At 67.5% G+C, this 21,882-nt stretch carries 22 protein-coding genes; 12 read left to right on the forward strand and 10 right to left on the reverse strand.

Going from position 1 to position 21,882, the window contains the following annotated elements; all coding sequences use genetic code 11:
• Window positions 1–262: 262 nt before the first annotated feature.
• The 4 genes from AC5P65_RS03615 to AC5P65_RS03630 all read left to right on the forward strand — a co-directional run bounded on the left by AC5P65_RS03615 (window position 263) and on the right by AC5P65_RS03630 (window position 4,500).
• On the forward strand, window positions 263–1,912 hold the full coding sequence (locus AC5P65_RS03615; protein WP_495215426.1) for a M28 family metallopeptidase: 1,650 nt from the start codon (window positions 263–265) through the stop codon (window positions 1,910–1,912).
• Between the two features lie 188 nt (window positions 1,913–2,100).
• Window positions 2,101–3,360 carry a sensor histidine kinase gene (locus AC5P65_RS03620; RefSeq protein ID WP_021204365.1) on the forward strand — a complete coding sequence of 420 codons (1,260 nt, stop codon included), beginning with the start codon at window positions 2,101–2,103 and terminating at the stop codon, window positions 3,358–3,360.
• Entirely contained in the window at window positions 3,350–4,120 is a 771-nt protein-coding gene (locus tag AC5P65_RS03625; protein ID WP_021204366.1) for a LytR/AlgR family response regulator transcription factor, read from the forward strand. The genes AC5P65_RS03620 and AC5P65_RS03625 overlap by 11 nt, the downstream gene beginning before the upstream one ends.
• Before the next feature lie 35 nt (window positions 4,121–4,155).
• Complete coding sequence (locus tag AC5P65_RS03630; RefSeq protein WP_031270794.1) at window positions 4,156–4,500, forward strand: hypothetical protein; 345 nt, start codon at window positions 4,156–4,158, stop codon at window positions 4,498–4,500.
• Between the two features lie 39 nt (window positions 4,501–4,539).
• Here AC5P65_RS03630 and AC5P65_RS03635 read toward each other — a convergent pair whose 3' ends face one another.
• Window positions 4,540–5,154 (reverse strand): hypothetical protein, encoded by a 615-nt coding sequence (locus tag AC5P65_RS03635; protein WP_021204368.1) that lies wholly within the window; start codon window positions 5,152–5,154, stop codon window positions 4,540–4,542.
• Window positions 5,155–5,463: 309 nt separating this feature from the next.
• On the opposite strand from AC5P65_RS03635, the gene AC5P65_RS03640 reads away from it, so the two are divergent.
• The gene (locus AC5P65_RS03640) at window positions 5,464–6,393 is read left to right on the forward strand and encodes an oxygenase MpaB family protein (protein WP_111097729.1); all 930 of its coding nucleotides are present in this window, start codon (window positions 5,464–5,466) and stop codon (window positions 6,391–6,393) included.
• Window positions 6,394–6,501: 108 nt separating this feature from the next.
• Here AC5P65_RS03640 and AC5P65_RS03645 read toward each other — a convergent pair whose 3' ends face one another.
• Entirely contained in the window at window positions 6,502–8,613 is a 2,112-nt protein-coding gene (locus AC5P65_RS03645; RefSeq protein ID WP_021204370.1) for a M13 family metallopeptidase, read from the reverse strand.
• Window positions 8,614–8,789: 176 nt separating this feature from the next.
• Here AC5P65_RS03645 and AC5P65_RS03650 point away from each other — a divergent pair, with 176 nt between their 5' ends.
• A complete protein-coding gene (locus tag AC5P65_RS03650; RefSeq protein ID WP_155030402.1) occupies window positions 8,790–11,852 on the forward strand; it encodes a bifunctional diguanylate cyclase/phosphodiesterase in 3,063 nt (1,020 codons plus the stop codon).
• A gap of 91 nt (window positions 11,853–11,943) precedes the next feature.
• On the opposite strand, the gene AC5P65_RS03655 is transcribed toward AC5P65_RS03650, so the two are convergent.
• A complete protein-coding gene (locus AC5P65_RS03655; protein ID WP_021204372.1) occupies window positions 11,944–12,825 on the reverse strand; it encodes a LysR family transcriptional regulator in 882 nt (293 codons plus the stop codon).
• A 96-nt stretch (window positions 12,826–12,921) separates the two neighbouring features.
• Between AC5P65_RS03655 and AC5P65_RS03660 the strand changes: the two genes are divergently transcribed.
• The 3 genes from AC5P65_RS03660 to AC5P65_RS03670 all read left to right on the forward strand — a co-directional run bounded on the left by AC5P65_RS03660 (window position 12,922) and on the right by AC5P65_RS03670 (window position 15,922).
• Window positions 12,922–13,332, forward strand: a complete 411-nt coding sequence (locus tag AC5P65_RS03660; RefSeq protein ID WP_019660906.1) for a DoxX family protein — start codon at window positions 12,922–12,924, stop codon at window positions 13,330–13,332.
• Between the two features lie 31 nt (window positions 13,333–13,363).
• Window positions 13,364–14,155 carry a DODA-type extradiol aromatic ring-opening family dioxygenase gene (locus AC5P65_RS03665; RefSeq protein WP_180832581.1) on the forward strand — a complete coding sequence of 264 codons (792 nt, stop codon included), beginning with the start codon at window positions 13,364–13,366 and terminating at the stop codon, window positions 14,153–14,155.
• A 117-nt stretch (window positions 14,156–14,272) separates the two neighbouring features.
• Window positions 14,273–15,922, forward strand: coding sequence for a Na+/H+ antiporter (locus AC5P65_RS03670; protein ID WP_019660908.1), 1,650 nt, complete (start codon window positions 14,273–14,275; stop codon window positions 15,920–15,922).
• Window positions 15,923–16,070: 148 nt separating this feature from the next.
• Here the strand turns inward: AC5P65_RS03670 and AC5P65_RS03675 are convergent, their stop codons facing one another.
• On the reverse strand, window positions 16,071–16,319 hold the full coding sequence (locus tag AC5P65_RS03675) for a DUF3297 family protein (protein ID WP_026347120.1): 249 nt from the start codon (window positions 16,317–16,319) through the stop codon (window positions 16,071–16,073).
• Between the two features lie 90 nt (window positions 16,320–16,409).
• Between AC5P65_RS03675 and AC5P65_RS03680 the strand changes: the two genes are divergently transcribed.
• On the forward strand, window positions 16,410–16,952 hold the full coding sequence (locus tag AC5P65_RS03680; RefSeq protein WP_019660910.1) for a DUF6630 family protein: 543 nt from the start codon (window positions 16,410–16,412) through the stop codon (window positions 16,950–16,952).
• 193 nt (window positions 16,953–17,145) lie between these two features.
• On the opposite strand, the gene AC5P65_RS03685 is transcribed toward AC5P65_RS03680, so the two are convergent.
• From AC5P65_RS03685 to msrB, 5 genes are all read right to left on the reverse strand, one after another.
• The gene (locus AC5P65_RS03685) at window positions 17,146–17,421 is read right to left on the reverse strand and encodes a DUF4031 domain-containing protein (RefSeq protein ID WP_021204374.1); all 276 of its coding nucleotides are present in this window, start codon (window positions 17,419–17,421) and stop codon (window positions 17,146–17,148) included.
• A 13-nt stretch (window positions 17,422–17,434) separates the two neighbouring features.
• Window positions 17,435–17,923: a hypothetical protein gene (locus AC5P65_RS03690; RefSeq protein WP_019660912.1), complete on the reverse strand. Its 489-nt coding sequence runs from the start codon at window positions 17,921–17,923 to the stop codon at window positions 17,435–17,437.
• A 108-nt stretch (window positions 17,924–18,031) separates the two neighbouring features.
• Window positions 18,032–18,970, reverse strand: a complete 939-nt coding sequence (motB, locus tag AC5P65_RS03695; protein ID WP_019660913.1) for a flagellar motor protein MotB — start codon at window positions 18,968–18,970, stop codon at window positions 18,032–18,034.
• A 3-nt stretch (window positions 18,971–18,973) separates the two neighbouring features.
• Complete coding sequence (gene motA / locus AC5P65_RS03700; protein WP_019660914.1) at window positions 18,974–19,828, reverse strand: flagellar motor stator protein MotA; 855 nt, start codon at window positions 19,826–19,828, stop codon at window positions 18,974–18,976.
• A 91-nt stretch (window positions 19,829–19,919) separates the two neighbouring features.
• A complete protein-coding gene (gene msrB / locus AC5P65_RS03705) occupies window positions 19,920–20,387 on the reverse strand; it encodes a peptide-methionine (R)-S-oxide reductase MsrB (RefSeq protein WP_180832579.1) in 468 nt (155 codons plus the stop codon).
• Between the two features lie 139 nt (window positions 20,388–20,526).
• Here msrB and AC5P65_RS03710 point away from each other — a divergent pair, with 139 nt between their 5' ends.
• The gene (locus AC5P65_RS03710; RefSeq protein WP_021204376.1) at window positions 20,527–20,901 is read left to right on the forward strand and encodes a hypothetical protein; all 375 of its coding nucleotides are present in this window, start codon (window positions 20,527–20,529) and stop codon (window positions 20,899–20,901) included.
• Between the two features lie 143 nt (window positions 20,902–21,044).
• Entirely contained in the window at window positions 21,045–21,224 is a 180-nt protein-coding gene (locus AC5P65_RS03715; RefSeq protein ID WP_180832577.1) for a lana protein, read from the forward strand.
• 61 nt (window positions 21,225–21,285) lie between these two features.
• On the opposite strand, the gene AC5P65_RS03720 is transcribed toward AC5P65_RS03715, so the two are convergent.
• The gene (locus AC5P65_RS03720) at window positions 21,286–21,765 is read right to left on the reverse strand and encodes an Lrp/AsnC ligand binding domain-containing protein (protein ID WP_019660918.1); all 480 of its coding nucleotides are present in this window, start codon (window positions 21,763–21,765) and stop codon (window positions 21,286–21,288) included.
• Between the last annotated feature and the right edge of the window lie 117 nt (window positions 21,766–21,882).

The following is a 21,882-nucleotide window of genomic DNA, read 5'->3' on the forward strand; positions in this document are numbered from 1 at the left end:
AACAGCAGCGGGAACCTGTCGAAGGCGGGGTGGGTCCGGTTGCGGGGGCGTGAGCCGCATGGATGCGGCGACCGAGCTTACATGGATGTACTTGCAGCGTCCCCCGCAACCGGACCCACCCCGCCATCCCACGGAATGCCGCTGTTGCTTTGGCTTTGGCTTTGGCTGTTGCTGTTGCTGTTGCCCTGGCTTCGGCGGGTGCAGGGCGCAGCCCTGCCGAATCCCATTACACTCCAGAGAGATTTCCCTGCTGGAGAGAGCAATGAAGCGAGTAGCACTGGGCGTGCTGGCCCTGTCAGTGTCGAGCGCACTGATGGCCGCCACCCCGAAATTCGACGGCGCGCGGATCTCCGCCGACGTCAAGGAACTGGCCTCCGACGCCTACGAAGGCCGCTCGCCGGCCACCGCCGGCGAAGAGAAGACCATCGCCTTCCTCAGCAAGCAGTTCGCCGATGCCGGCCTGCAGCCGGGCGGTGACCTCAAGGATGGCAAGCGCCTGTGGACCCAGGCCGTTCCGCTGCGCAAGGGCGACATCGTCGGCGCACCGCAGCTGGCGCTGCACCAGGGCGGCAAGACCGTTGCGCTGGAGCAGGGCAAGCAGATCGCCGTGCGCGCCGCCATGAACGGCGCCAGCAACGTCGATATCAGCAAGGCGCCGCTGGTGTTCCTCGGCTACGGCGTGAAGGCCCCGGAGCGCAACTGGGACGACTTCAAGGGCGTGGACCTGAAGGGCAAGATCGCCGTCGTGCTGATCAACGACCCGGACTTCGAGACGGGCCAGGGTGATTTCGACGGCAAGGGCATGACCTACTACGGTCGTTGGACCTACAAGTACGAAGAAGGCGCCCGCCAGGGGGCGCTGGGCGTGCTGATCGTGCACGAGACCGCACCGGCGTCGTACGGCTGGGCCACCGTGGCCGGCTCCAACACCAACACCATGTTCGATGTGGTGCGCGACAACCCGGCGGAAAGCCACCCGCTGCTGGAAGGCTGGATCCAGCGCGACCTGGCCGTGGAGCTGTTCCGCTCGGCCGGGCAGGACTTCGAGGCGCTGAAGAAGAAGGCGCAGCAGCGCGACTTCACCCCGGTGCCGCTGACCGGCGCCAGCCTGGACGCGAAGTACGCGGTGAAGACCGAAGTGATCACCTCGCACAACGTGGCCGCACGCCTGGAAGGCAGCAGCCACCCGGACGAGACGATCATCTACAGCGCGCACTGGGACCACATCGGCGTGGGTGAGCCGGACGCGCGTGGCGACCGCATCTTCAACGGTGCGCTGGACAACGCCAGCGGTACCGCTTCGCTGATCGAGCTTGCCCGTTGCTTCGCCAAGCAGAAGCGCCCGCAGCGTTCGGTGCTGTTCCTGGCAGTCACCGCCGAGGAAAAGGGCCTGCTGGGTTCGGAGTACTACGCCACCCATCCGCTGTACCCGCTGGAAAAGACCGTGGCGGTGATCAACATGGATGGCATGGCGCCGTTCGGTCCGTCGCGCGATTTCGGCATCTACGGCGCCGCGCGCTTCGAGCTGCTGGACCAGCTGAAGGACGTGGCCAAGGGCTGGGATATCCGCTACACGCCGGACCCGAAGCCGGAAGCGGGCCTGTTCTTCCGCTCCGATCACTTCCCGTTCGCCAAGCGTGGCGTGCCGGCACTGTCGTGGTCGGCCGGCCAGGACTGGGTGGACGGTGGCGTGGCTGCGGGCAAGAAGGCCTCGGAAGACTACACCGCCAAGCGCTACCACCAGCAGGGCGACGAATGGCAGCCGGACTGGGTGTTCGCCGGTGCCGCCCGCGACCTGGAAGTGCTGTACACGCTGGGCAACCAGCTGGCCAACTCCCGTGCCTGGCCGAACTGGAGCAAGGACGAGTCGTTCCGCGCCGTACGCGACGCCAGCGCCGACCAGCGCAAATAAGAAGCACCGGTGGTGCCGGCCGCTGGCCGGCATTGCTGCGAGGCTTGCGGCGATGACGGGGTGCCGGCCAGCGGCCGGCACTGCCAGAGCCGCTTCCATCCCCGCTTTCCCGCCCTTCGTCGCAGCCCGCTTGCTTGCCCGGCGGGCCGCCCTATGCTCGGCTCACCCCCTTCCTCCAAGGCGCCGCCGTGTTCGCCAGCCTTTCTCTCCTGTTACGTCATCTGCTGGCCTGGGCTGCGGCGCTGTTCGTCGCAGGCATGGTCTGGAGCGGCATCTTCAGTGGCATGAACGATGGCCCGGGCTGGATTTTCGGCCTGCTGGCGATGTTCCTGATCATTTCCGCGCTGGGCAGTGCCATCACCCATATCCGCCGGGTCTGGCTGGTGGCCGGTCGCCTGGATGCCACCACCTTGTCCGGGCGCCAGCGCCGCCAGATCGAACTGCCGATGGACGCCGGCCACGCGTTCTCGGTAGTGGAAGCGGCGATCGCCGAACTTCCCCGCGTGGAGGATGTGGAAAGCTCGGCCGGCAGCCTGCAGGTGCGCGCCTATGTTCGCCGCGTGGATCTCTGGAATGGGCGTCAGCCCTCGCGCTGGAACCTGCCGGCGCGGCTGGCGATCAAGCGCAACAGCGTGCTGGCCACGGTCACGCCGGGGCAGGGCACCAGCACCGTCACCCTACTGTTTGAACCGGATGCGGGCTGGTGGGCCGACCTGCTGGCGCTGGACGAGGGCAGCAACTTCGAGAACGCCGAAGCGGTCACCCGTGCGATCAGCCGCCGCGTGGCCGACCAGCGTCGCGATGAGCAGGCCGCCGCCGAACAGACCCAGGTGGAAAAGGAACTGTCGGTGGCGCGCTTGAATCTGCTGCACGCGCAGGTGGAACCGCACTTCCTGTACAACACGCTGGCCAACGCGCAGGTGCTGACCCGCACCGACCCGGCGCGTGCCGAACAGATGCTCGGCCACCTGATCCAGTACCTGCGCAGCTCGTTGCCGCAGGTGGACGAATCGGTGTCCACGCTGGGCGTGGAGCTGGAGCGCACCCGCGCCTACCTGGAGATTCTGCGTATCCGCATGGGCGCGCGGCTGGCGGTGGAAGTGCAGGTACCCAACGAACTGCATGGCGTGCACCTGCCGGCGATGGCGTTGCAGACACTGGTGGAAAACGCGATCAAGCACGGCCTGGAACCCAAGCCCGGCGGTGGCACGATCTGGATCCTCGCGCGCGGTTTCGATGACCACGTGACCGTGACCGTCGCCGACGACGGGCTCGGCTTCGGGCAGGGCACCAGCGGTACCGGCATCGGCCTGAAGAACCTGCGCGAGCGCCTGCGCCTGACCTGCGGTGAGCAGGCCGGTGTGGCGATCGTGGCCAATTTCCCCAGCGGCGTGGCCGCGACCATGACCCTGCCGCAGTCGCACAAGGAGCGCAGCCATGCCGCTTGAGGCACTGATCGCTGAAGACGAAGAACTGCTGCGGCAGTCGCTGGTGGAGCAACTTCGCCGGCTGTGGCCGGACCTGAAGCTGGTGGCCGAGTGCGAGGACGGCGCCAGCGCGCTGGAGCAGCTGGCCGAGAAGCAGCCGGACATCGCTTTCCTCGATATCCGCATGCCCGGTATCAGCGGCATCGAGGTCGCGCGCTCGCTGTCCGAGCTGAGTCCGCGCACCCAGGTGGTGTTCGTTACTGCCTACGACCAGTACGCCATCGATGCATTCGAGCAGGGCGCGATGGATTACCTGCTCAAGCCGGTAAGCGACGAGCGCCTGCTTGCCACCCGCGAACGCATCCTGTCGCGGCTGCCATCGACGCGGCAGGACGATGCCGTGCTGGAGCGCCTGCTGCAGCGGTTGGGCCCATCGCAGGGCACTGCAGAGCGACCGCCGCTGGCCTGGATCACCGCCAGCAACGGCCGCGAGACGCAGCTGATCATGCTGGAGGAGGTGGCCTACTTCCGCGCCGACAACAAGTACACCACCGTGGTCACTGCCGCCGGCGAGAGCCTGCTGCGCACGCCGTTGCGCGAACTGCTGGAAGTGCTCGACCCGCAGCATTTCCGCCAGATCCACCGCTCGACCATCGTCAACATGAAGGCCGTGGCGGCGGTCAGCCGCGACGATACCGGGCGGGGCGTGCTGCGCCTGCGTGGCCGAACGGAAACGCTGGTGGTCAGCCAACCGTTCATGAGCCTGTTCCGCGGCATGTAGCCGCAGCCGCATCCCCCCTGCACCGAGGAATGAACATGTCCCGTCTGCTGATTGCGTGCGTTGCCGTGCTGGCACTGGCCGGCTGCGAAAAATCCCGCAACACCTCGATCACCCGCACCCATGCCAACGGCGTGGACACGCTGTACAGCAAGAGTACGGTGGTCGACGGCGAGGCGCGCTTTCAGTGCATTGCCAGCAGCAGTGGCCACTGCCATTACCTGGTGCTGGACCCAGCGTGCAGCACCGATGCCGCGTGCACCACGCCGCCGCTGCGTCGGTTTGCGGTTGCGGCAGGCAAGACCGAGGCCATGCGTGGCCTGCCCGACGGCTTCCGCCAGTGCGTCAGCCAGGACCCGATAGAACACTGCCACCGCGAGTGATCACGGTGGCAGTGTGGATCCCCCCGCTTCGCTGAAGGGTCAGTAGGCAGGCTGCAGCGTCAGCTCGTGATGGTGTTCGGTTTCGCCGACGTGGTTCAGGCGTCCGACCAGCTCCGAGTGCTGCTTCATCCGCCCGATCTCGGTCATGATGCGGATGTCCTCGTGGCGCAGTTCGCGCTTGGTGGTGACCGCCTGCTTGTAGTCCAGCACTTCCGGGTAGTGCTCGGCCAGGTCCAGTGCCTCGGCCACGTGCTCCACGCTGTCGGCCTTGGAACTGATGCGGGCGCGGCTGTTGAAGGCCTTCATCCAGCGCTCGAAGCCGGCCTGCTGATCGAACATGTTGGCCATGAACCAGATCACGAACAGGATCGAGACCCATGAGCCGAACACGATCACCACGCGGGTGAAGGTGATATGGAAGTCATCGCGCCACAGGTAGTTGGCGATCAGGCCCAGGATGAGCAGAGAGGCTGCCTGCCAGCCGATGATCGATGCGATCAGCCACTGGCACTTGGCCTGGGCCAGCACCGCCACTTCATCGCGGATCTGCTGCTCGCTGAGGTTGCGCCAGTGCGCCACCTGTTTGTCGAACGGGCTGCTGTAGAGCTCGTTGTCGCGAAGCAGAATTCCCAAACCCTTGAACAAGGCAATCATGGCTGGCTCCTTGTGGAACGTGCGTCGATCAGCATTGGACGGTGTGGCGGGTCCAGTTCTAGCACTTCCAGCGGGCGGTGCAACGGGGGCAATGCCAAGCGGCGCAAGGGTTTGCCCGGCGGGAGTGAAAATTGATGCATTGCATCATCGCGGTCACAGCCTGCGACAGGATGTCGCAGGGTGAAACGTGCTGCGGCCGCACATGAAACGGTCGCTGAGCGTGGAGGCTCGCCGCCTGCGCCGTGATCGCCGAGAATCGGGGCCGACCGCGCAAGATGCGACCGTTCTTCCGACTTTCCTGGACCCGTGATGCCGGCTTTGCTGCAGCGACTCTACCGCCCCGTCACCGCGCCGATCCGGCGCTGGGTACTGGACGCCTTCCCGCGCGGCCAGAGTGGCATCGACTACGACCATCCGCAGGGCGACCCGGGCTGGTTCGGCCTGGATAGCGTCACCTGGCGGCTGCACGCCGAATTTCCCTCGATGCTCGCCGGTGGCCTGTGCGCGCTGATGCTGCAGACACTGCACCCACGCGCGCTGGCCGGGGTCTACGACCACTCCAATTTCCGCCAGGACCTGGTGGGACGCCTGCGCCGCACCACCGCCTTCGTTGCCGGCACCAGCTACGCGCCCACTGGCGAAGTGGAGGCGCTGGTGGCCAAGGTGCGCCGTATTCATGCACGGATCCGCGGCCAGACCGCGCAGGGCGAGCCCTACGCCGCCGACGATCCGCAGTTGCTGACCTGGGTGCACGTGACCGAAGCCTTCGGGTTCCTGCAGGGTTTCCGCCGCTATGGGCGCGAGGTGCCGGGGGACATCGCCGACCGCTACTACGATGAGTACCGCCGTGTGGCCGAGGCGCTGGGTGCAGTGGATGTGCCGTGCAGCGAAGCCGAGGTGGCGGCGTACTTCTGCGCGCGGCAACCGGAGCTGCGTGTGGACGAGCGCTCGCGTGAAGTGCTGGAGGTGTTGTCCGGCGTGCGCCTGCCGGTACCGGTGCCGGGGCTGTCGCGCGAGGTGTTCCTCGGTGCGGGCGCGGCGCTGCTGCCGGACTGGGCCGAAGGCATGCTTGCACGCAGTGGCCGTCAGCGCGCCCAGGCTGCGGCGTCTGCGAAGCTGATGCAGGGCATGGCGCCGCTGTTCCGCCGTGCGCTGCCCGACGGCCTCGCCAGCCGCGCCTGTGCACGCATGGGCGCGCCGGTGGAGATCCTGCGCGAGTGGCCCGCGGTTGCCTGGTAGGTGCCAACCTGGGTTGGCACGCTTTTCGCGGTGCCGCGGAAGCGCCAACCAAGGTTGGCAGCTACCCGCAAGTGAAACGGGCGCCTTGCGGCGCCCGTTCCGGTTACATCACCACACCTTGACCCGCTTGTCCGGGGCCAGGTACAGCTTCTGGCCTTCCTTCACGTCGAACGCCGGGTACCACGCGTCGATGTTGCGCACGGTGAGTGCGCGGAACTGGCCCGGTGCATGCACATCGGTCAGCAGTGAGTTGCGCAGCGCCTGCTCGCGGCTCTTGCTGCGCCAGGCCTGGGCAAAGCCGAGGAAGAAGCGCTGGTCCGGGGTGAAGCCTTCCAGGGTCTGGCCCGGCTTGCCCTGCAGCGACAGCTGGTAGGCGTCGTAGGCGGTACCCAGGCCGGCCACGTCGGCGATGTTCTCGCCCAGAGTCAGCTTGCCATTCACATGCACGCCCGGGAACGGCTCGTAGCTGCTGAACTGCGCGGCCAGCGCATCGCCGGCGGCGTTGAACTGCTTCAGGTCCTCGGCGGTCCACCAGTTGTGCAGCTTGCCGGTTTCATCGAACAGTGCGCCCGCGTTGTCGAAACCGTGGCTGATCTCGTGGCCGATCACGGCGCCGATCGCACCATAGTTCACCGCGTCGTCGGCGGCGCCGTCGAAGAACGGCGGCTGCAGGATCGCGGCCGGGAACACCAGGCGGTTTTCCAGCGGCACATTCATCGCGTTGATGGTCTGCGGCAGCATCGCCCACTCGCCGTGGTCGACCGGCTTGCCCAGCTTGGCGATGTTGCGCTGGTACTCGAACAGCTCGGCGCGCTGTGCATTGCCCAGCGGGTCATCACGGCGGATCTCAAGGCCGGTGTAGTCGCGCCACTTTTCCGGATAGCCCATGCCCACGGTCAGGCCGGCCACCTTCGCCTTGGCGCTCGCCTTGGTCTGCGGCGACATCCACGCCAGCGCGTCGATGCGCTTGGCGAAGGCGGCAATGATGTTCTTGGCCATCTCGTCCGCGCGTTCCTTGGTCTTCGCGTCGAAGTGCTTTTCGACGTAACGCTTGCCGATCGCTTCGCCCACTGCGTGGTTGGCGTCGTCCACCGCGCGCTTCCAGCGATCGCTCTGCTGCGGCGTGCCGCTCAGCGCGGTGCCGTGGAAGGCGAAGCGGGCATCGGCGAATTTCTTCGGCAGGTAGGCGGCGGCACGGTCCAGCGCGTGGAAGGCCAGGTAGTCCTTCCACACCTCCAGTGGCTCGGTGGCGACCAGCCTGGACAGGCCGGCCACGGCCTTGGGCTGCCAGACGATGAAGTCCTGCTGCTTGCCCAGCGCGGCCGCGTCGAGGAAGGCGTTCCAGTCCATGCCCGGCGCCTTGGCGTTGAAGTCGGCCTGGGTCCACGGATTGGCACCCTTGGTCACATCATTGGTTTCTTCCTGGGTGGCATGCGCCTGCGCGATCTTCGTCTCCAGCGCCAGGATGCGTTGTGCCTTGCCGGCCGGATCGGCGACGCCGGCCAGCTGCAGCATCTGTGCGATGTAGGCCTGGTACTGCTTGCGCAGTTCGGCCATGCGGCCGCCGCCCAGATAGAAATCGCGGTCGGGCATGCCCAGGCCGCCCTGCACCAGGTACGGCGCATTGCGGTCGGGCTGCAGCAGGTCCACCGACACCCACAGGCCGAACAGGCGGTCGGTGTAGAAGTTGGTCGCATTGAGCAGGTCGACGTCGGCGCGCACATCGCCGCCCAGGGCGCGTGCCAGGCCGGCCTTGTCGGTGATGGCATCGATCGCCTTCAGCTGCGGCTCCACGGGTGCAACGCCGCGTTGCTCGATGCCGGCCTCGTCCATGTAAGCGGCGTAGTAATCGCCGATCAGCTTGTCGTCACCGCTGGCCTGGGTGTTGCCGGCGGCCCCTTCGAGAATGGCGCGGGTGTCGGCCAGGGTCTTCTCGGCAATGACGTTGAAGCTGCCGAAGCGCGACCGGTCGGCCGGAATCTCGGTGTTCTTGACCCAGGTGCCGTTGGCGAAGCCAAAGAAGTCATCGCCGGCGGCAATGCTGCGGTCCATGCCGCTGGCATCGAAGCCGAAGCTGCCCAGCATCGGCTTGGCCGCAGCGGGGGTGGCATCGGCCGGCGCGGTGGCCGTGGCGGCCGGCTCGGCCGGGCGGTCACAGGCGGCCAGGGACAGGCTGGCAACGATGGCCAGCGCCAGGGTGGGACGGCGCAGCTTGGACATGGACTTCTCTTGCGGCGGAAAACGCCAAGTCTAATCTGCGCCGGCCCGCCTGGCGGCCCTGTGCTGCGTCCTGTGCTGTGCAGGATCTGGCTGAACACGTGGAACCGACCTTCACGCCGTGAGCGACGTGGTGCATGCTGGACCCTGGAACCCTGCGCGGACACGGGGAGGTGGCCATGCGGGGGCGGGTCAGGCGTCAAGAATGGCGTCCACCGGCCGTTGAGGTCGGGGACGTGGAGGATTCGTTCGCGCATGAAGCCAGCCGACTGCACAAGGAACACCCGCCGATGCCCGCGCTGAAACGCGCGTTGGCCCGGCCGCTGCGCGCCATTACCTGGGGCGGAGTGCTGCTGGGCGTGCTGCTGGTCACCGGGCTGACCCTCATGCTGGTCAATGACTACCACCGCCGTCTGGAAGCGGCGCAGCGCCAGAGCCGCGCGCTGGCGGTGGGCAGCGAGCGCCTGCTGGCGCTGGAACTGCGCAACCTGGAGCGGGCCATGTCCGGCATCGCCGCCGACGCCGCCGAGCTGTTCCGCAGCGTGCCGGCGCAGGCGCCGGCCCTGCTGGATGCATCCATCGGCGGGGTGCTGGGCCGGCATGCCGAACTGCACAGCATCGCCGTGCTCGACCGCCATGGCCGACCGCTGACGGCCGGCGAGGGCGACCTGCAGCTGCCGCTGTGGACCGACCCGCAGCGTCGTGGCCAGGGGAGCGCGCTGTACATCGGCCCGCCGCAGCGGGCCAGCGATGGCGGTTGGGTGGTCCCGCTGGCGCTGCCGATGGCCGGCGAACGCTGGCTGCTGGCACGGCTGCGCTGCGGCGAACTGCAGCGCATCGTCGGTGGCCTCGACGTCGGCCCCAAGGGACTGGTCTCGATCAGCGATGCCGAAGGCTACATGCTGGCCCGCGTGCCTGACCCGCATGGCACGGTGGGCCACCGCTATGACCTGCCACGCCGTGACCTGCTCGGCACGCAGGCAGTGGTCGAGCTGGGCAGCATGCCGGGCGTGGTGGATGGCGTACCGCGCATCCTCACCATCAGCACGCTCGAACGCAGTCCGCTGGCGGTGCAGGTGGGCCTGGCCGACGAAGACGTGCTGGCACCGTGGTGGCCCTACCTGCAGGCATCGGTGGCAATCGTACTGGCCTACATCGTGGTGCTGCTGGTGCTGCTGTATGCGGTGCGCCGAACCACCCGCAGCCAGCAGTCGATGGCCGAAGAGCTGAAGGCCGGCCACGCCGAGCTGCGCCTTGCGCACCAGGTCGGGCGTGTCTGCACCTGGTACGTGGACGAGGATGCCGCGCTGCTGCGCTGGTCACCCCTGGCGCGCGAGATCTTCGGCGTGCAGACCGATGCCCTGCCGGTGGCCGACTTCTTCGCACGCGTGCATCGCGACGACGCCGCACGCCTGCAGCAGGCCTTCGACCAGGCCTTCGCCGGCGGCGCGGTGCTCGACCAGGTATTCCGCCTGGTGCTGCCCGGAGGCGAGGTGCGCTGGGTCGGGGCACGTGGGCAGCGGGTGGAAGTGGCCGACAGCGAGCGGCGCATGATCGGTGCGCTGACCGACCTGAGCGAACGCTATCAGGCGCGCGAGCAGATGAGCGAAGTGGAACGCCGCTTCCGCCTGCTGTTCGACCGCAATCCGGCGCCGTTCTGGGTATTCGACCCGGACACGCTGCGCTTCATCGAGGTCAACGATGCCGCCGTGCGCCAGTACGGCTACAGCCGCGACGAGTTCCTGGCGATGAGCATCCTCGACATCCGCCCGCGCGAGGGCTGGGACGAGGTGCGTGGTGCCATCCAGCGCGCACAGGTGGGCGATCCTCCGGACGCGACCGTGCGCCTGCACCGGCGCAAGGACGGCAGCGTGTTCGAGGTGCGCGCACACCTGTCCAAACTCGATTTCGACGGACAGCCCGCGTGCCTGGTGCTGGCCGAGGATGTGAGCGAACGGTTGGCCTACGAGCGCGACCTGGCTTACCAGGCACGGCACAACCCGGCCACCGGCCTGCTCAATGTACGCGCGTTGACCGAACAGCTGGATGGGCAGGGCGAGGGCTATACCATCGCCTTCGTACAGCTGCGCGGCCTGCAGCTGGTGGCCGATACGCTGGGCCGCGAGATCGGCGATGCGGTACTGCAGTCGATGGCGACCCGGCTCGGGGGCCTGGGCGCGCGCTATGGCACGCTGGCGTTCCAGCCGGCCGAAGATTTCGTCTTGGCCATTGGTGCCGGGCACGATCCCCAGCGCGTGCTGGACGACCTGCTGCAGATCGTCTCGGCGCCGATGCGCGGCAAGGACTCGCTGCACCAGTTCGAGCCGCGCATCGGCGTGGCCGTGCACATTGCCGGTGACGGGCACACGGCCGAGCAGGTGATCGGTATGGCCGCGCAGGCCGCGCATGCGGCGCGCGCCGAGGGCAACGTGGTGGTCTGGTTCGATGCGGCGGTGACCACGCGGCTGGCCGATCGGTTGCGCCTGGCCGGGCGCATCCATGCCGCTATCGACAACGAGTTCCAGCTGTACTTCCAGCCGATCCGGCATGCCGGTGATGGCAGCCCGGCCGCGCTGGAGGCCCTGCTGCGCTGGCCGCAGGCCGATGGCAGCTTCATCCCGCCCAACGAGTTCATCCAGCTGTGCGAGGACACCGGGTTGATCCTGGCGCTGGGCCGCTGGGTGATCCGCGCCGCGGCGAAGGCGCAGCGCCGTCTGGTCGACGCCGGGTGGGGCGAGCTGCCGATCGCGGTCAACGTGTCTGCGGTGCAGTTCTTCAACAGCGACCTGGTGGCCGAGTTCACCCGCGCCCAGCAGGAATTCGGCCTGGCCCGCGGTGCGCTGCACGTGGAGCTGACCGAGAGCAGCCTGATGCGCAAGCCGGCGCAGGCGATGCAGACCATGCAGCGCCTGCATGAGCAGGGCATCAGCGTGTCGCTGGATGATTTCGGCACGGGCTATTCCAGCATGTCCTACCTGCAGCACCTGCCGCTGGACATCCTGAAGATCGACCGCAGCTTCGTGGCGGACGTGGAAACCAATCCACGCAACGCCTCGATCTGTCGCGCGCTGCTGTCGCTGGGCCACAGCATGGGCCTGACCATCATTGCCGAAGGCGTGGAAACACCGGGGCAGCTGGACTGGCTGGCCGCGCACGGCTGTGACCAGGTGCAGGGTTACCTGCTGGGGCGGCCGGCACCGCTGGAGCGGATCATCGATGCGCTGGATGAAGTCCCCGCCTGATCGGGTTTCGTATTTGCCGGCCAGCGGCCGGCACTACCAGACCGAAACATGACGGTAGTGCCGGCCGCTGGCCGGCAAACGCCAGGCTCGGCTACACCCCGGTTTCCACCAGATGGTCGATGAAACTGCGCACCTTCGGTGCCAGGTGGCTGCGGCTGGTATAGACCGCGAAGATGCCGATCGGGGCGGCCTCCCATTCGGGCAGCACGCGCACCAGCCGGCCATCGGCCAGCGCGTCTTCCAGCAGGAAATCCGGCTGCAGGATCACGCCCATGCCGGCAATCGCCGCTTCGCGCAGCACGTCGCCGTTGTTGGCGTGCAGCAGGCTGTTCACCGCGACCTTTACTTCGCCTGCGGGCCCCTGCAACGGCCAGTGGTCGCCAGCGGCCCAGTAGCTGTAGCCCAGGCACGCGTGCGCCTGCAGGTCCTGCGGGGTCTGCGGGGCGCCGCGTGCGGCCAGGTAGGCCGGCGCGGCGCACAGGCTCACCCGCGATTCGCCCAGGCGGCGGGCGATCAGGGTGGGGCCCGGCTCGCGGGTGATGCGGATGGCCACGTCGTAGCCTTCCTCGACCATGTCCACCAGGCGGTCGGACAGGGCCAGGTCCAGTTCCACCTGCGGAAAGCGTTCGCGGTAACTGGCCAGCAGTGGGCCGAGGCGGGCGATGCCCCAACTGACCGGTGCATTGATGCGCAGCGTGCCGGAGGGCTCCAGCGCCTGCGCGCCGATGCTGGCCTCCAGCGCGTCGAACTCGGCCAGCAGGCGCACGCATTGGGCGTAGTAGGCGGCGCCGGTGCTGGTGGGGCTGACCCGCCGCGTGGTGCGATGGAGCAGGCGGGTGGACAAGCGCTTTTCCAGCGCGGCGACCTGGCGGGTAACGCCGGCGGTGGACATGTCCAGGGCCTGGGCGGCGGCGCTGAAGCCGTTGCGCTCGACCACCGCCACGAACACGCGCATCGCCTCGAGGGTGTCCATTGTTGCGCCTTCTGAAATAAATACGGTCAATCGATCGTATTTATCGGCCCGTGAAGGCGCAATAACCTGAGCCCACTCCCTTCAAGGTGCTTTCCGATGCACGCCACGACCGCTCCTGATTCGCCGCTGGCCCCGTATGGCGCCGCCCTGCTGCGCCTGGCCCTGGGCGTGCTGTTCCTGGTCCATGCGCTGACCAAGCTGCTGGTATTCACCCCGGCCGGCACGGCAGCGTTCTTCGAGTCGCTGGGCCTGCCCGGCGTGCTCGGCTACCTCACCATCGGCGTCGAGCTGGTGATCACTGTCGCGCTGCTGCTGGGCATCTATGCGCGCTGGGTGGGCCTGGTCGGCGTGCCGCTGCTGCTGGGCACCATCGTCACCGTGCACGGCGCCAACGGCTTCGGTTTCGCCAATGCCGGCGGCGGCTGGGAATACCCGGCGTTCTGGGCGCTGGCGCTGGTGGTGCTGTTCCTGGTCGGCGATGGCAAGTGGACCCTGCGTTCGCGCTGATCGCCGCCTGATCCTGCAACTGGAGAATTCCATGTCCCGCCTGCCTTCGCTGTACATCTCCCATGGTTCGCCGATGACTGCCCTGCATCCGGGCCAGGTTGGTGTGCGCCTGGCCGAGCTGGCGCGCGACCTGCCCACGCCGCGCGCCATCGTGATGGCCTCGGCGCACTGGCTGGGCCGGCAGCCGCTGGTCGGGGCGCATCCGCAGCCGCCAACCATCCACGATTTCGGCGGCTTCCCGCGCGCGCTGTTCGAACTGCAGTACCCGGCGCCGGGTGACCCGGCACTGGCCGAAGAAGTGGCCGGCCGCATCGCCGCCGCAGGACTGCCAGTGGCCATCGACCCGCAGCGTGGCCTCGACCACGGCGCGTGGGTACCGCTGCGGCTGTTGCGCCCGCAGGCCGACATCCCGGTGGTGCCGGTGTCGATCCAGCCGCTGCTCGGCCCCGAGCATCAGTTCGCGCTGGGCCGCGCGCTGGCACCACTGCGCGAACAAGGCGTGCTGCTGGTCGGCTCGGGCAGCATCACCCACAACCTGCACGACTGGGGCGACTACCAGGACGGCAAGGAAGCGCCATACGTGCGGCCCTTCATCGAGTGGGTGGAGCAGCGGCTGGCCGCTGATGACCGCCAGGCCCTGCTGGATTACCGCCGGCAGGCGCCGTTCGCCGAGCGCGCGCACCCGACCGACGAGCACCTGCTGCCGCTGTTCTTTGCGATGGGCGCAGCCGGCGAGGACAGCTTCGGTGCGCGGCGCATCGACGCCGGCATCGACGCCGGTTTCCTGGCCATGGACCTGTACCGCTTCGATGGGGCGGCATGAGCCGGGGCTGACGCGCGACGGCCCCGGCCGTCGCGGTCGTGGCCGCATGTGGTAGTTTTTTCCGGGTTTCCGGCGCTGGCCTTCAAGCCGCCCCACGCGCCGCTTCCTGGAAGAAGCATGCATACCATTGAAGTCGTCCTGGCGATGCTGGTGGCCGTTGTCGCCAGCGGCTACCTGGTTCGCGTCCTGCCGTTCTCGTTGCCGCTGCCGCTGGTGCAGATCGGCCTGGGCGCGGTCATTGCCGGGGTATTCAACCGCGGCCACGCGCTGGAGCCGGAAGTGTTCTTCCTGCTGTTCCTGCCGCCGCTGCTGTTCCTGGATGGCTGGCGCATTCCCAAGCAGGGCCTGTTCCGCGACAAGGGCGCGATCCTCGAACTGGCGTTCGGCCTGGTGGTGTTCACCGTCATCGGCGCAGGCTTCCTGATCCACTGGCTGATTCCGGTGATGCCGCTGGCGGTGTGCTTCGCGCTGGCGGCCATCGTGTCGCCGACCGATCCTGTGGCAGTGGGGGCGATCGCCTCCAAGGCGCCGATTCCCAAGCGCCTGATGCACATCCTGGAAGGCGAGTCGCTGCTCAACGATGCATCGGGCCTGGTCTGTTTCCGCTTCGCGGTGGCTGCGGTGATGACCGGCACGTTCTCGCTGGCCACGGCCTCGCTGACCTTCGTGTGGGTGGCCGTGGCCGGCCTTGCGGTGGGCGTGGCGGTCACCCTTGGTGTGTCGACCTTCCAGCGCTGGCTGTGGCGCCGCTTCGGCGAGGAGCCGGGCGCGGCGATGCTGGTCAACCTGCTCATTCCGTTCGCGGCCTACCTGCTGGCCGAAGAGATCCACGCCTCCGGCATCCTCGCCGCGGTCGCCGCCGGTATCGCGATGAGCTACGTCGAGCTGACCGGCCGCGTCTCCGGCAGCATGCGCGTGCAGCGTGCCGGGGTCTGGAACATGCTGCAGTTCAGCTTCAACGGCATCATGTTCGTGCTGCTGGGCGAGCAGCTGCCCGGTATTGTCGAACGTGCCACCACCACCATGAACGAGACCGGCCACCAGAGCGCGTGGTGGCTGCTGGTGTACGTAGTGGTGATCAACCTGGCGCTGGTCGTGCTGCGCCTGCTGTGGGTGTGGCTGTCGCTGCGCTGGAACCTGCTGCGCGCGCGTCGCCGCGGACTGGAGCGGGGCGAAGCGCCGAACTGGCGCATCGTGGTGGCGACCTCGGTGGCCGGCGTGCGTGGTGCGATCACCCTGGCCGGCGTGTTGACCCTGCCGCTGTTCCTGCCTGATGGCAGTGCGTTCCCGGCACGTGACCTGGTGATCTTCCTGGCCGCCTCGGTGATCCTGTTCTCGCTGCTCGGCGCCAGCATCGCGCTGCCGCAGCTGCTGAAGGGCCTGCAGCTGCCGGCCGATTCGGGTGAACGCAAGGAAGAGGACCTGGCGCGCCGGCTGTCGTCGAAGGCGGCGCTGGCCGGGGTCGAGCGCATGCGCCAGCAGCTGGTGATGAACCAGAACACCGAGAACGTGCAGCTGTACAACGATGCCGCCTCGCGGGTGAGCCTGCTGTACCAGCGGCACCTGGAGAAGGACAACGACGGGCCCGACGTAGACCCGGAGAAGGTGCGGCGCATGGAGCTGGGCTACCGCCAGCTGCGCAGCGCCGGCCTCAACGCCGAGCGCGAGGAACTGTTCCGGCTGACCCGGCGCGGGGTGATCTCCGATGAGATCTCGCGGCGCCTGATCCGCAACCTGGACCTGCTGGAATCGCGCAAGCGCGAATGATGCCTGGGACCGGGCGTTGCTGACGCTGACGCGGATTCTGCCCTGGCATGTAGAGCCGAGCCCATGCTCGGCTACGCTTGCTTCAGGCGTCATGAACCCGGAACGAAAAGCAGCCGAGCACAGGCTCGGCTCTACATGCCGGTGCCGGTTATTCCGGTTTCTGGTCCAGGAAATACACCTCGACCTTGCCCTTGACCTTGATCGTCATCGGGTTGCCGCGGCGGTCACGGGCCTTGCCGGCCTGCACGCGGATCCAGCCTTCGCTGACCGAGTATTCCTCGACGTTGTCGCGCTCGATGTCGTTGAAACGCACGCCAACGCCGCGCTCCAGCGCCTGCGCATCATGGAAGGGGCTGGCCGGGTTGATCGCCAGGTGGTCGGGAGGGGTATCGCTCATCGCTTCATTCACAGTGACGGCCACCAAGGCCGGCTTCAGCGGCACAGGATAAACCGTAGAATGCCGACCTGCCCCAGAGGACGTTCCGCCATGCCCGACAACAGCGACTATTTCGACTTCGAGGAAGACATCCACGACTTCGACGAGGAGGGCTTCGAGGCGCGGGTCTGGAACCTGCTGGTGCTGATCAACCCGGGTGACGAAGAGTTGGCCCTGCAGCAGTTCAACCGCTGGCGCGAGCACCTGGCCGAGGACGGTCAGCCGCTGGAAGCGGACAGCGACTGGCTGCCGGCGCTGTTCACCGCCATCGCCTGGCAGTCCGGTTTCGATGTGGAGCGTGAGGACCTGGAGTCGCTGCAGTCGGCGGTGAACGAGCTTTCGGCGCGCTTCAACCTGCAGCTGGACTGGGGTGGCGACCTGGACGACGAGGACTTTGCCGAAGGCCTGGACGGCGTGCAGCTGATGGCCACCGCCTTCGACCGCCTGCGCGAGCACAACTACACGCTGTGGAGCGTGGATGCCGGCAGTGATGGCTTTACCGGGGTGATGGCGCTGACCCGCGACGATGACGCGATGCTTGCGCTGTGCTCGCTGCTGAACGTGGAAATCCGGCTGGGCAGCGACCCGTTCTGAGCGATGGGCCGATCCGCCGGGCACGACCCGGCGGCTTGATCCGCTGAGGACGACCCGACGGGGGTAGAGTCGACTGTCAGTCGACTATCGCGCGCAGCGCGGGGGTCTCGCGGCCGGATGGGAGAGCAGTCGACTAACAGTCGACTCTACCCCCGTCGGTGCCGGTTGGTGTCCGGCGAACCCGCGGCGTGGCCTACGGCCGGTACTGCGCCCGGGCGTTGGCAATCACCGTTTTGACCAGTTCACGGTCGGTGTGCCGTGAGATCGCCCGGGCGCCGAGCGCGATGGCCTGTGCGCGCAGCCCGGCAGTGACATCGTAGTGGGCGCCGCTGGCCTTGTTCTGGAAGGCGCGCGGTGGAATGCCGAGCTGCGCGGCCATTGCGTGCAGCTCGGCCAGGGTGTCGGCCATCAGGTGCGCCCAGCGCTGTCCGCGCCAGGGATGCACTGCGTCATCGACGTAGACCGTCACCGCCGCGGCCGGTTCAGGCCTGCGGCTTGCTGTCGCTGTCAGCGGCCGGGGCGGCCTCGGCAGCGGCTTCTTCGGCCGCGTCGCCCTCGACGGCTTCGCCTTCTTCGCCTTCAGCAGCGTCGACGCCTTCAAACTCGGACACCAGCTTGTCCAGGTATTCGTCGGCGGTCTGCTCGGATTCGGCCGCCAGGGTGTCCAGCAGCTTCTGCAGCAGTTCGGAGTACTCCAGGTTGACCTTGCGACCTTCCTTCTCCTGCACGTTGGCCAGGTGCTTGAGCATGGCCAGCATCGGCACCGGGTTCTCGGCGTTGCCCATGGTCTGGCCGCCGATGGCCAGCAGCCACTCACGGCCCTGCAGGCCGATGGCCGCCACCACCTGGCCGTCTTCGTTGGTCAGCACGGCATGGTTCTGCACCTGCTGCTGCGCGTTCAGGCGGAGGAACGGGCGCTTGCCCTGCTGCTTCTTGCGCTTGTCGCGCTTGGCCTTGGAGTTCTGGGACATGGGGGTGAGATCACCTGGAAACGGAAAGACCGCCATTGTAGCGGGTGCGGCGTGGTGCGCTCGCCCGGCATGGCCCTGTGGATTCGGACCAAGGCGCGCACCCACAGCTTATTCCGCTTGCCCCTGCGCGGCCTGCACGTCCGGGTCGGCGGTGGGCGCCGACAGCCCCACCTGGGGGCCGGCACCCGCCAGCGCTGCCTCCTCGGCGGCCTTGGTCATCACCACGATGCTGATGCGGCGGTTGATCGGGTTCTGCGGGTCGGCTTTATCGAACAGCACCGATGAAGACAGGCCGACCACGCGGGTGATCTTGCTGTCCTCCAGGCCGCCGTCCACCAGTGCACGGCGTGCAGCGTTGGCGCGGTCGGCGCTCAGTTCCCAGTTGCCGTAGCCGCGTGCGGCCGAATAGGCGGTGATGTCGGTGTGGCCGGTCAGGCTGATCCGGTTCGGCACGTGGTTCAGGTAGTTGGCCAGCTCGTGCAGGATCTGTTGCGTGTACGGCTTCAGCGTAGCGCTGCCGAGGTCGAACATCGGCCGGTTCTGCTTGTCCACGATCTGGATGCGCAGGCCTTCCGGAGTCAGGTCCAGCAGCAGCTGGTCCTTGAAGGGTTCCAGTGCCTGGCTCCGGCTGATCGCTTCCTGCAGCTCCTTCATCAGTGCTTCCAGCTGCTGCTTGTCGCGCTGCTGCTGGTCCACCGGTTGCGGCACTGCTTCCTTCTGGTTCTGGAAGGGATCGTTGCTGCTGCCCCGCGAGATGTCGGTGGCGCCGCCCAGCTTGATCATCGATGTGCTGGCGCCGCCCGGGCCGGCCATGCCGGGTGCCGGCGTGGCACTCTGCCCGCTCAGCGGGCTCGGGTTGCGGAAGTACTCGGAAATGGCCGCACGGTCGTTCTTGTTGGTGGTGGCCATCAGCCACAGCACCAGGAAGAAGGCCATCATCGCGGTCACGAAGTCGGCATAGGCCACCTTCCACGACCCTCCGTGGTGAGCGGCGTGGCCGGCCTTCCTGACCCGGCGGACGATGACGGTGGGCTTGTTCTCGGCCATGGCTTACTTGACCGTCTTCAGGTGCTGCTCGAAATCGGAGAAGGCCGGGCGCACGTTCGACGGTAGCGTCTTGCGGGCGAATTCCAGCGCGATCTTCGGGTTGTAACCGCGCAGGCAGGCCAGCAGGGCAGTCTTGACCGATTCGTAGATGCGGCTGTCCTGTTCGGCGCGGGCTTCCATCGCCGCCGCCATCGGGCCGACGAAGCCGTAGCCCAGCAGGATGCCGAGGAAGGTGCCGACCAGCGCACCGGCCACGTGGCCACCGACCTCGACGATGTCGCCGCCGATCGAACCCATGGTGATGACGATGCCCAGCACCGCAGCCACGATGCCGAAACCGGGCAGTCCGTCGGCGACCTTGGTCAGCACCTGCGACGGTGCCATGGCTTCAGCGTGGTGCTTTTCCAGCTCCAGTTCCAGCAGCGGTTCCAGCTCGTGCGGCTCGATGTTGCTGCCGATCATCAGGCGCAGGCAGTCGGTGATGAAGTCGATCAGGTGGTGGTCGGCCTGCACCTTGGGGTAATTGCTGAACAAGGCGCTCTCGGCCGGGCGTTCGACATGGTCTTCCAGTGCCATGAAGCCTTCGCGGCGCGCCTTGTTGAGCAGTTCATAGAGCAGGCTGAGGACATCGATGTAATCCTGCTGCTTGTAGCGCGGGCCCTTGAACACGCCGACCATGGCCTGCAGGGTCTGCTTGACCGTCTTGGCCGGGGTACCGACCAGGAACGCGCCGAGCGCGGCGCCGCCGATGATGACCAGCTCGTAGGGCTGCCAGAGGGCACCCAGGCGGCCGTGGGCACCGAGGTAGCCCCCGATCACGCTGATGATGACGACCAGGAATCCGACGATGATGAGCATGGGGCGACGCAGGGAGAGGGGATATCTCCTTGTCGGCCCGTCGCCCGGGTTTCTGAAGAGGGAATTCTGTGAAATCGGTCAGCGGGGTGTTTCAGCCGGCCACACCGGCTTCGGCGCCGCCACGCTGCAGCGGATCGGGCCAGGGCTCGCCATTGCCGACGAAGGAAAGTGAGACGGAGTTCAGGCAGTGGCGCTCGTAGGTGGGCGGCGGACCGTCCGGGAACACGTGGCCCAGATGGCTGCCGCAGCGCGCGCAGGTGATCTCGGTGCGGACCATGCCGTGGCTGGTATCGCGGATCTCGCGCACATGCGCCGGGTCGAACGGGGCGAAGAAGCTGGGCCAGCCGGTGCCGGAATCGAACTTGGTGCTGGAGCGGAACAGCGGCAGCGCGCACAGCCGGCAGCAGTAGACGCCCTCGCGCTTGTTGTCGAGGAACACGCCGCAGAACGGCGCTTCGGTGCCGTGCTGCAACAGCACGCGGCGTTCCTCGCTGCTGAGGCCGGCGACCAGGGTCTCGGTCTGGGTGGCGGTGGGGGGCGTCAGGTCGAAGGCGGTCATGGCGGCGCTCCGTGGGTCGATGGCCTGGGGATGCCGGAAAACGTGGGGGTGCCGGCGCGCGCTTGCAAGTGTGATGGCCGTTCATGGGTGGCACACGGGTGCGGGAGCAAGGTGGGTGTCATAGACGCCGGAGCGTGCCATGAAGCCGACCCTTCCCCTGCTGTTGATCGCCCTGTTGCCGGCACTGGCGCTGGCCCAGGTGCCCACCCCCGACCCCACGGCCACCCGCAGCGCGACCACCGTGGCGCCGCAGCCGGTGGCGCCACCGCCACAGGCGGCCCGGCCGCAGCCGCAGTTGCTGCCTACGCCGCAACCGGCGCAGCCGATCAAGTCCACCGGTCCGGCCCAGATCACGCCGCCGCCAGCACCGAGGCCGGCCGACAAGGTCTACGACCGCAACGGCCGCATCGTGCCCGGCGTGCGCCCGGCCGGCCCGAACCGCGTGTTCGACTCGCGCACCGGCCGCTACTACGACAGCGTGCCGGCCGGCGATGGCCAGCAGATCAAGCGCTGAACCCTGGTGCCACCAAGGTTGGCTGCTGGCTGGCGCTGAGCGGGCTGAACGCGCGAAAACAGCGTCCAGCCGATCACTGTTTTTTCGCCTGCGATTAACCGTTCCGGGGCCACCGTGGCCCTGCGCCGGCATCCCGCCGCCGCATGTCCTTCGTCCACTGGATCGCGACCATGAAAAACCAGCAGAACCGTCATCCCGGCAAGGAACCGCAGGGCCGCAACCTGCAGCAGCAACAGCAGCAGCAACAGCAGATGGAGCCGCAGCAGCACAAGGGCGGCAGGCAGCAGGAACAGCGCCCGCAGAAGCATCCGCAGCAGCGCTGACTGTCGCCATGATCGGGGCCAGAGCCCGCTGTACGGGATCTGGCCCCACCCAGCAGCAGCCTCAGTCCGGAATCGGCAGGCTCAGTGTTTCCTTCACTTCTTCCATCACGATGTAGCTCTTCGACTCACGTACATGCGGCAGTGTCAGCAGCGTGCTGCCGAGCAGCTTGCGGTAGGAGGCCATCTCGCTGATCCGCGCCTTCAGCAGGTAATCGAAGTCGCCCGATACAAGATGGCATTCCAGTACGTTGGGCAGCTTCAGCGCGGCGCGCCGGAACTCCTCGAAGATGTCGCCGGATTTGTACGCCAGGCTGATCTCCACGAACACCAGCAGGCTCGCTTTAACTGCGGCCGGGTCGAGGTGGGCGTGGTAGCCGGTGATCACCCCTTCGCGCTCCAGCCGGCGCACGCGCTCGGTGCACGGGGTGGTCGATAGGCCCACCCGCTCGCCCAGTTCGGTGAAGGAGATGCGGCCCTCGGCCTGCAGGATGCGCAGGATCTTGCGGTCGATCTTGTCCAGTTCGCGGATCCGGGTGGCCATGACCGTCAACCTTCGGGAGTGAATTGAAGTGGAACATCCTGCCGGTTGATTTCAAAACAGGCAAATCAACTGGGAATGGCTGTCTATACTTCCCCAATTATGGTCCCTGTGCGCTCC

This window comes from Stenotrophomonas sp. YJH_SMC_48-3, assembly GCF_059369375.1.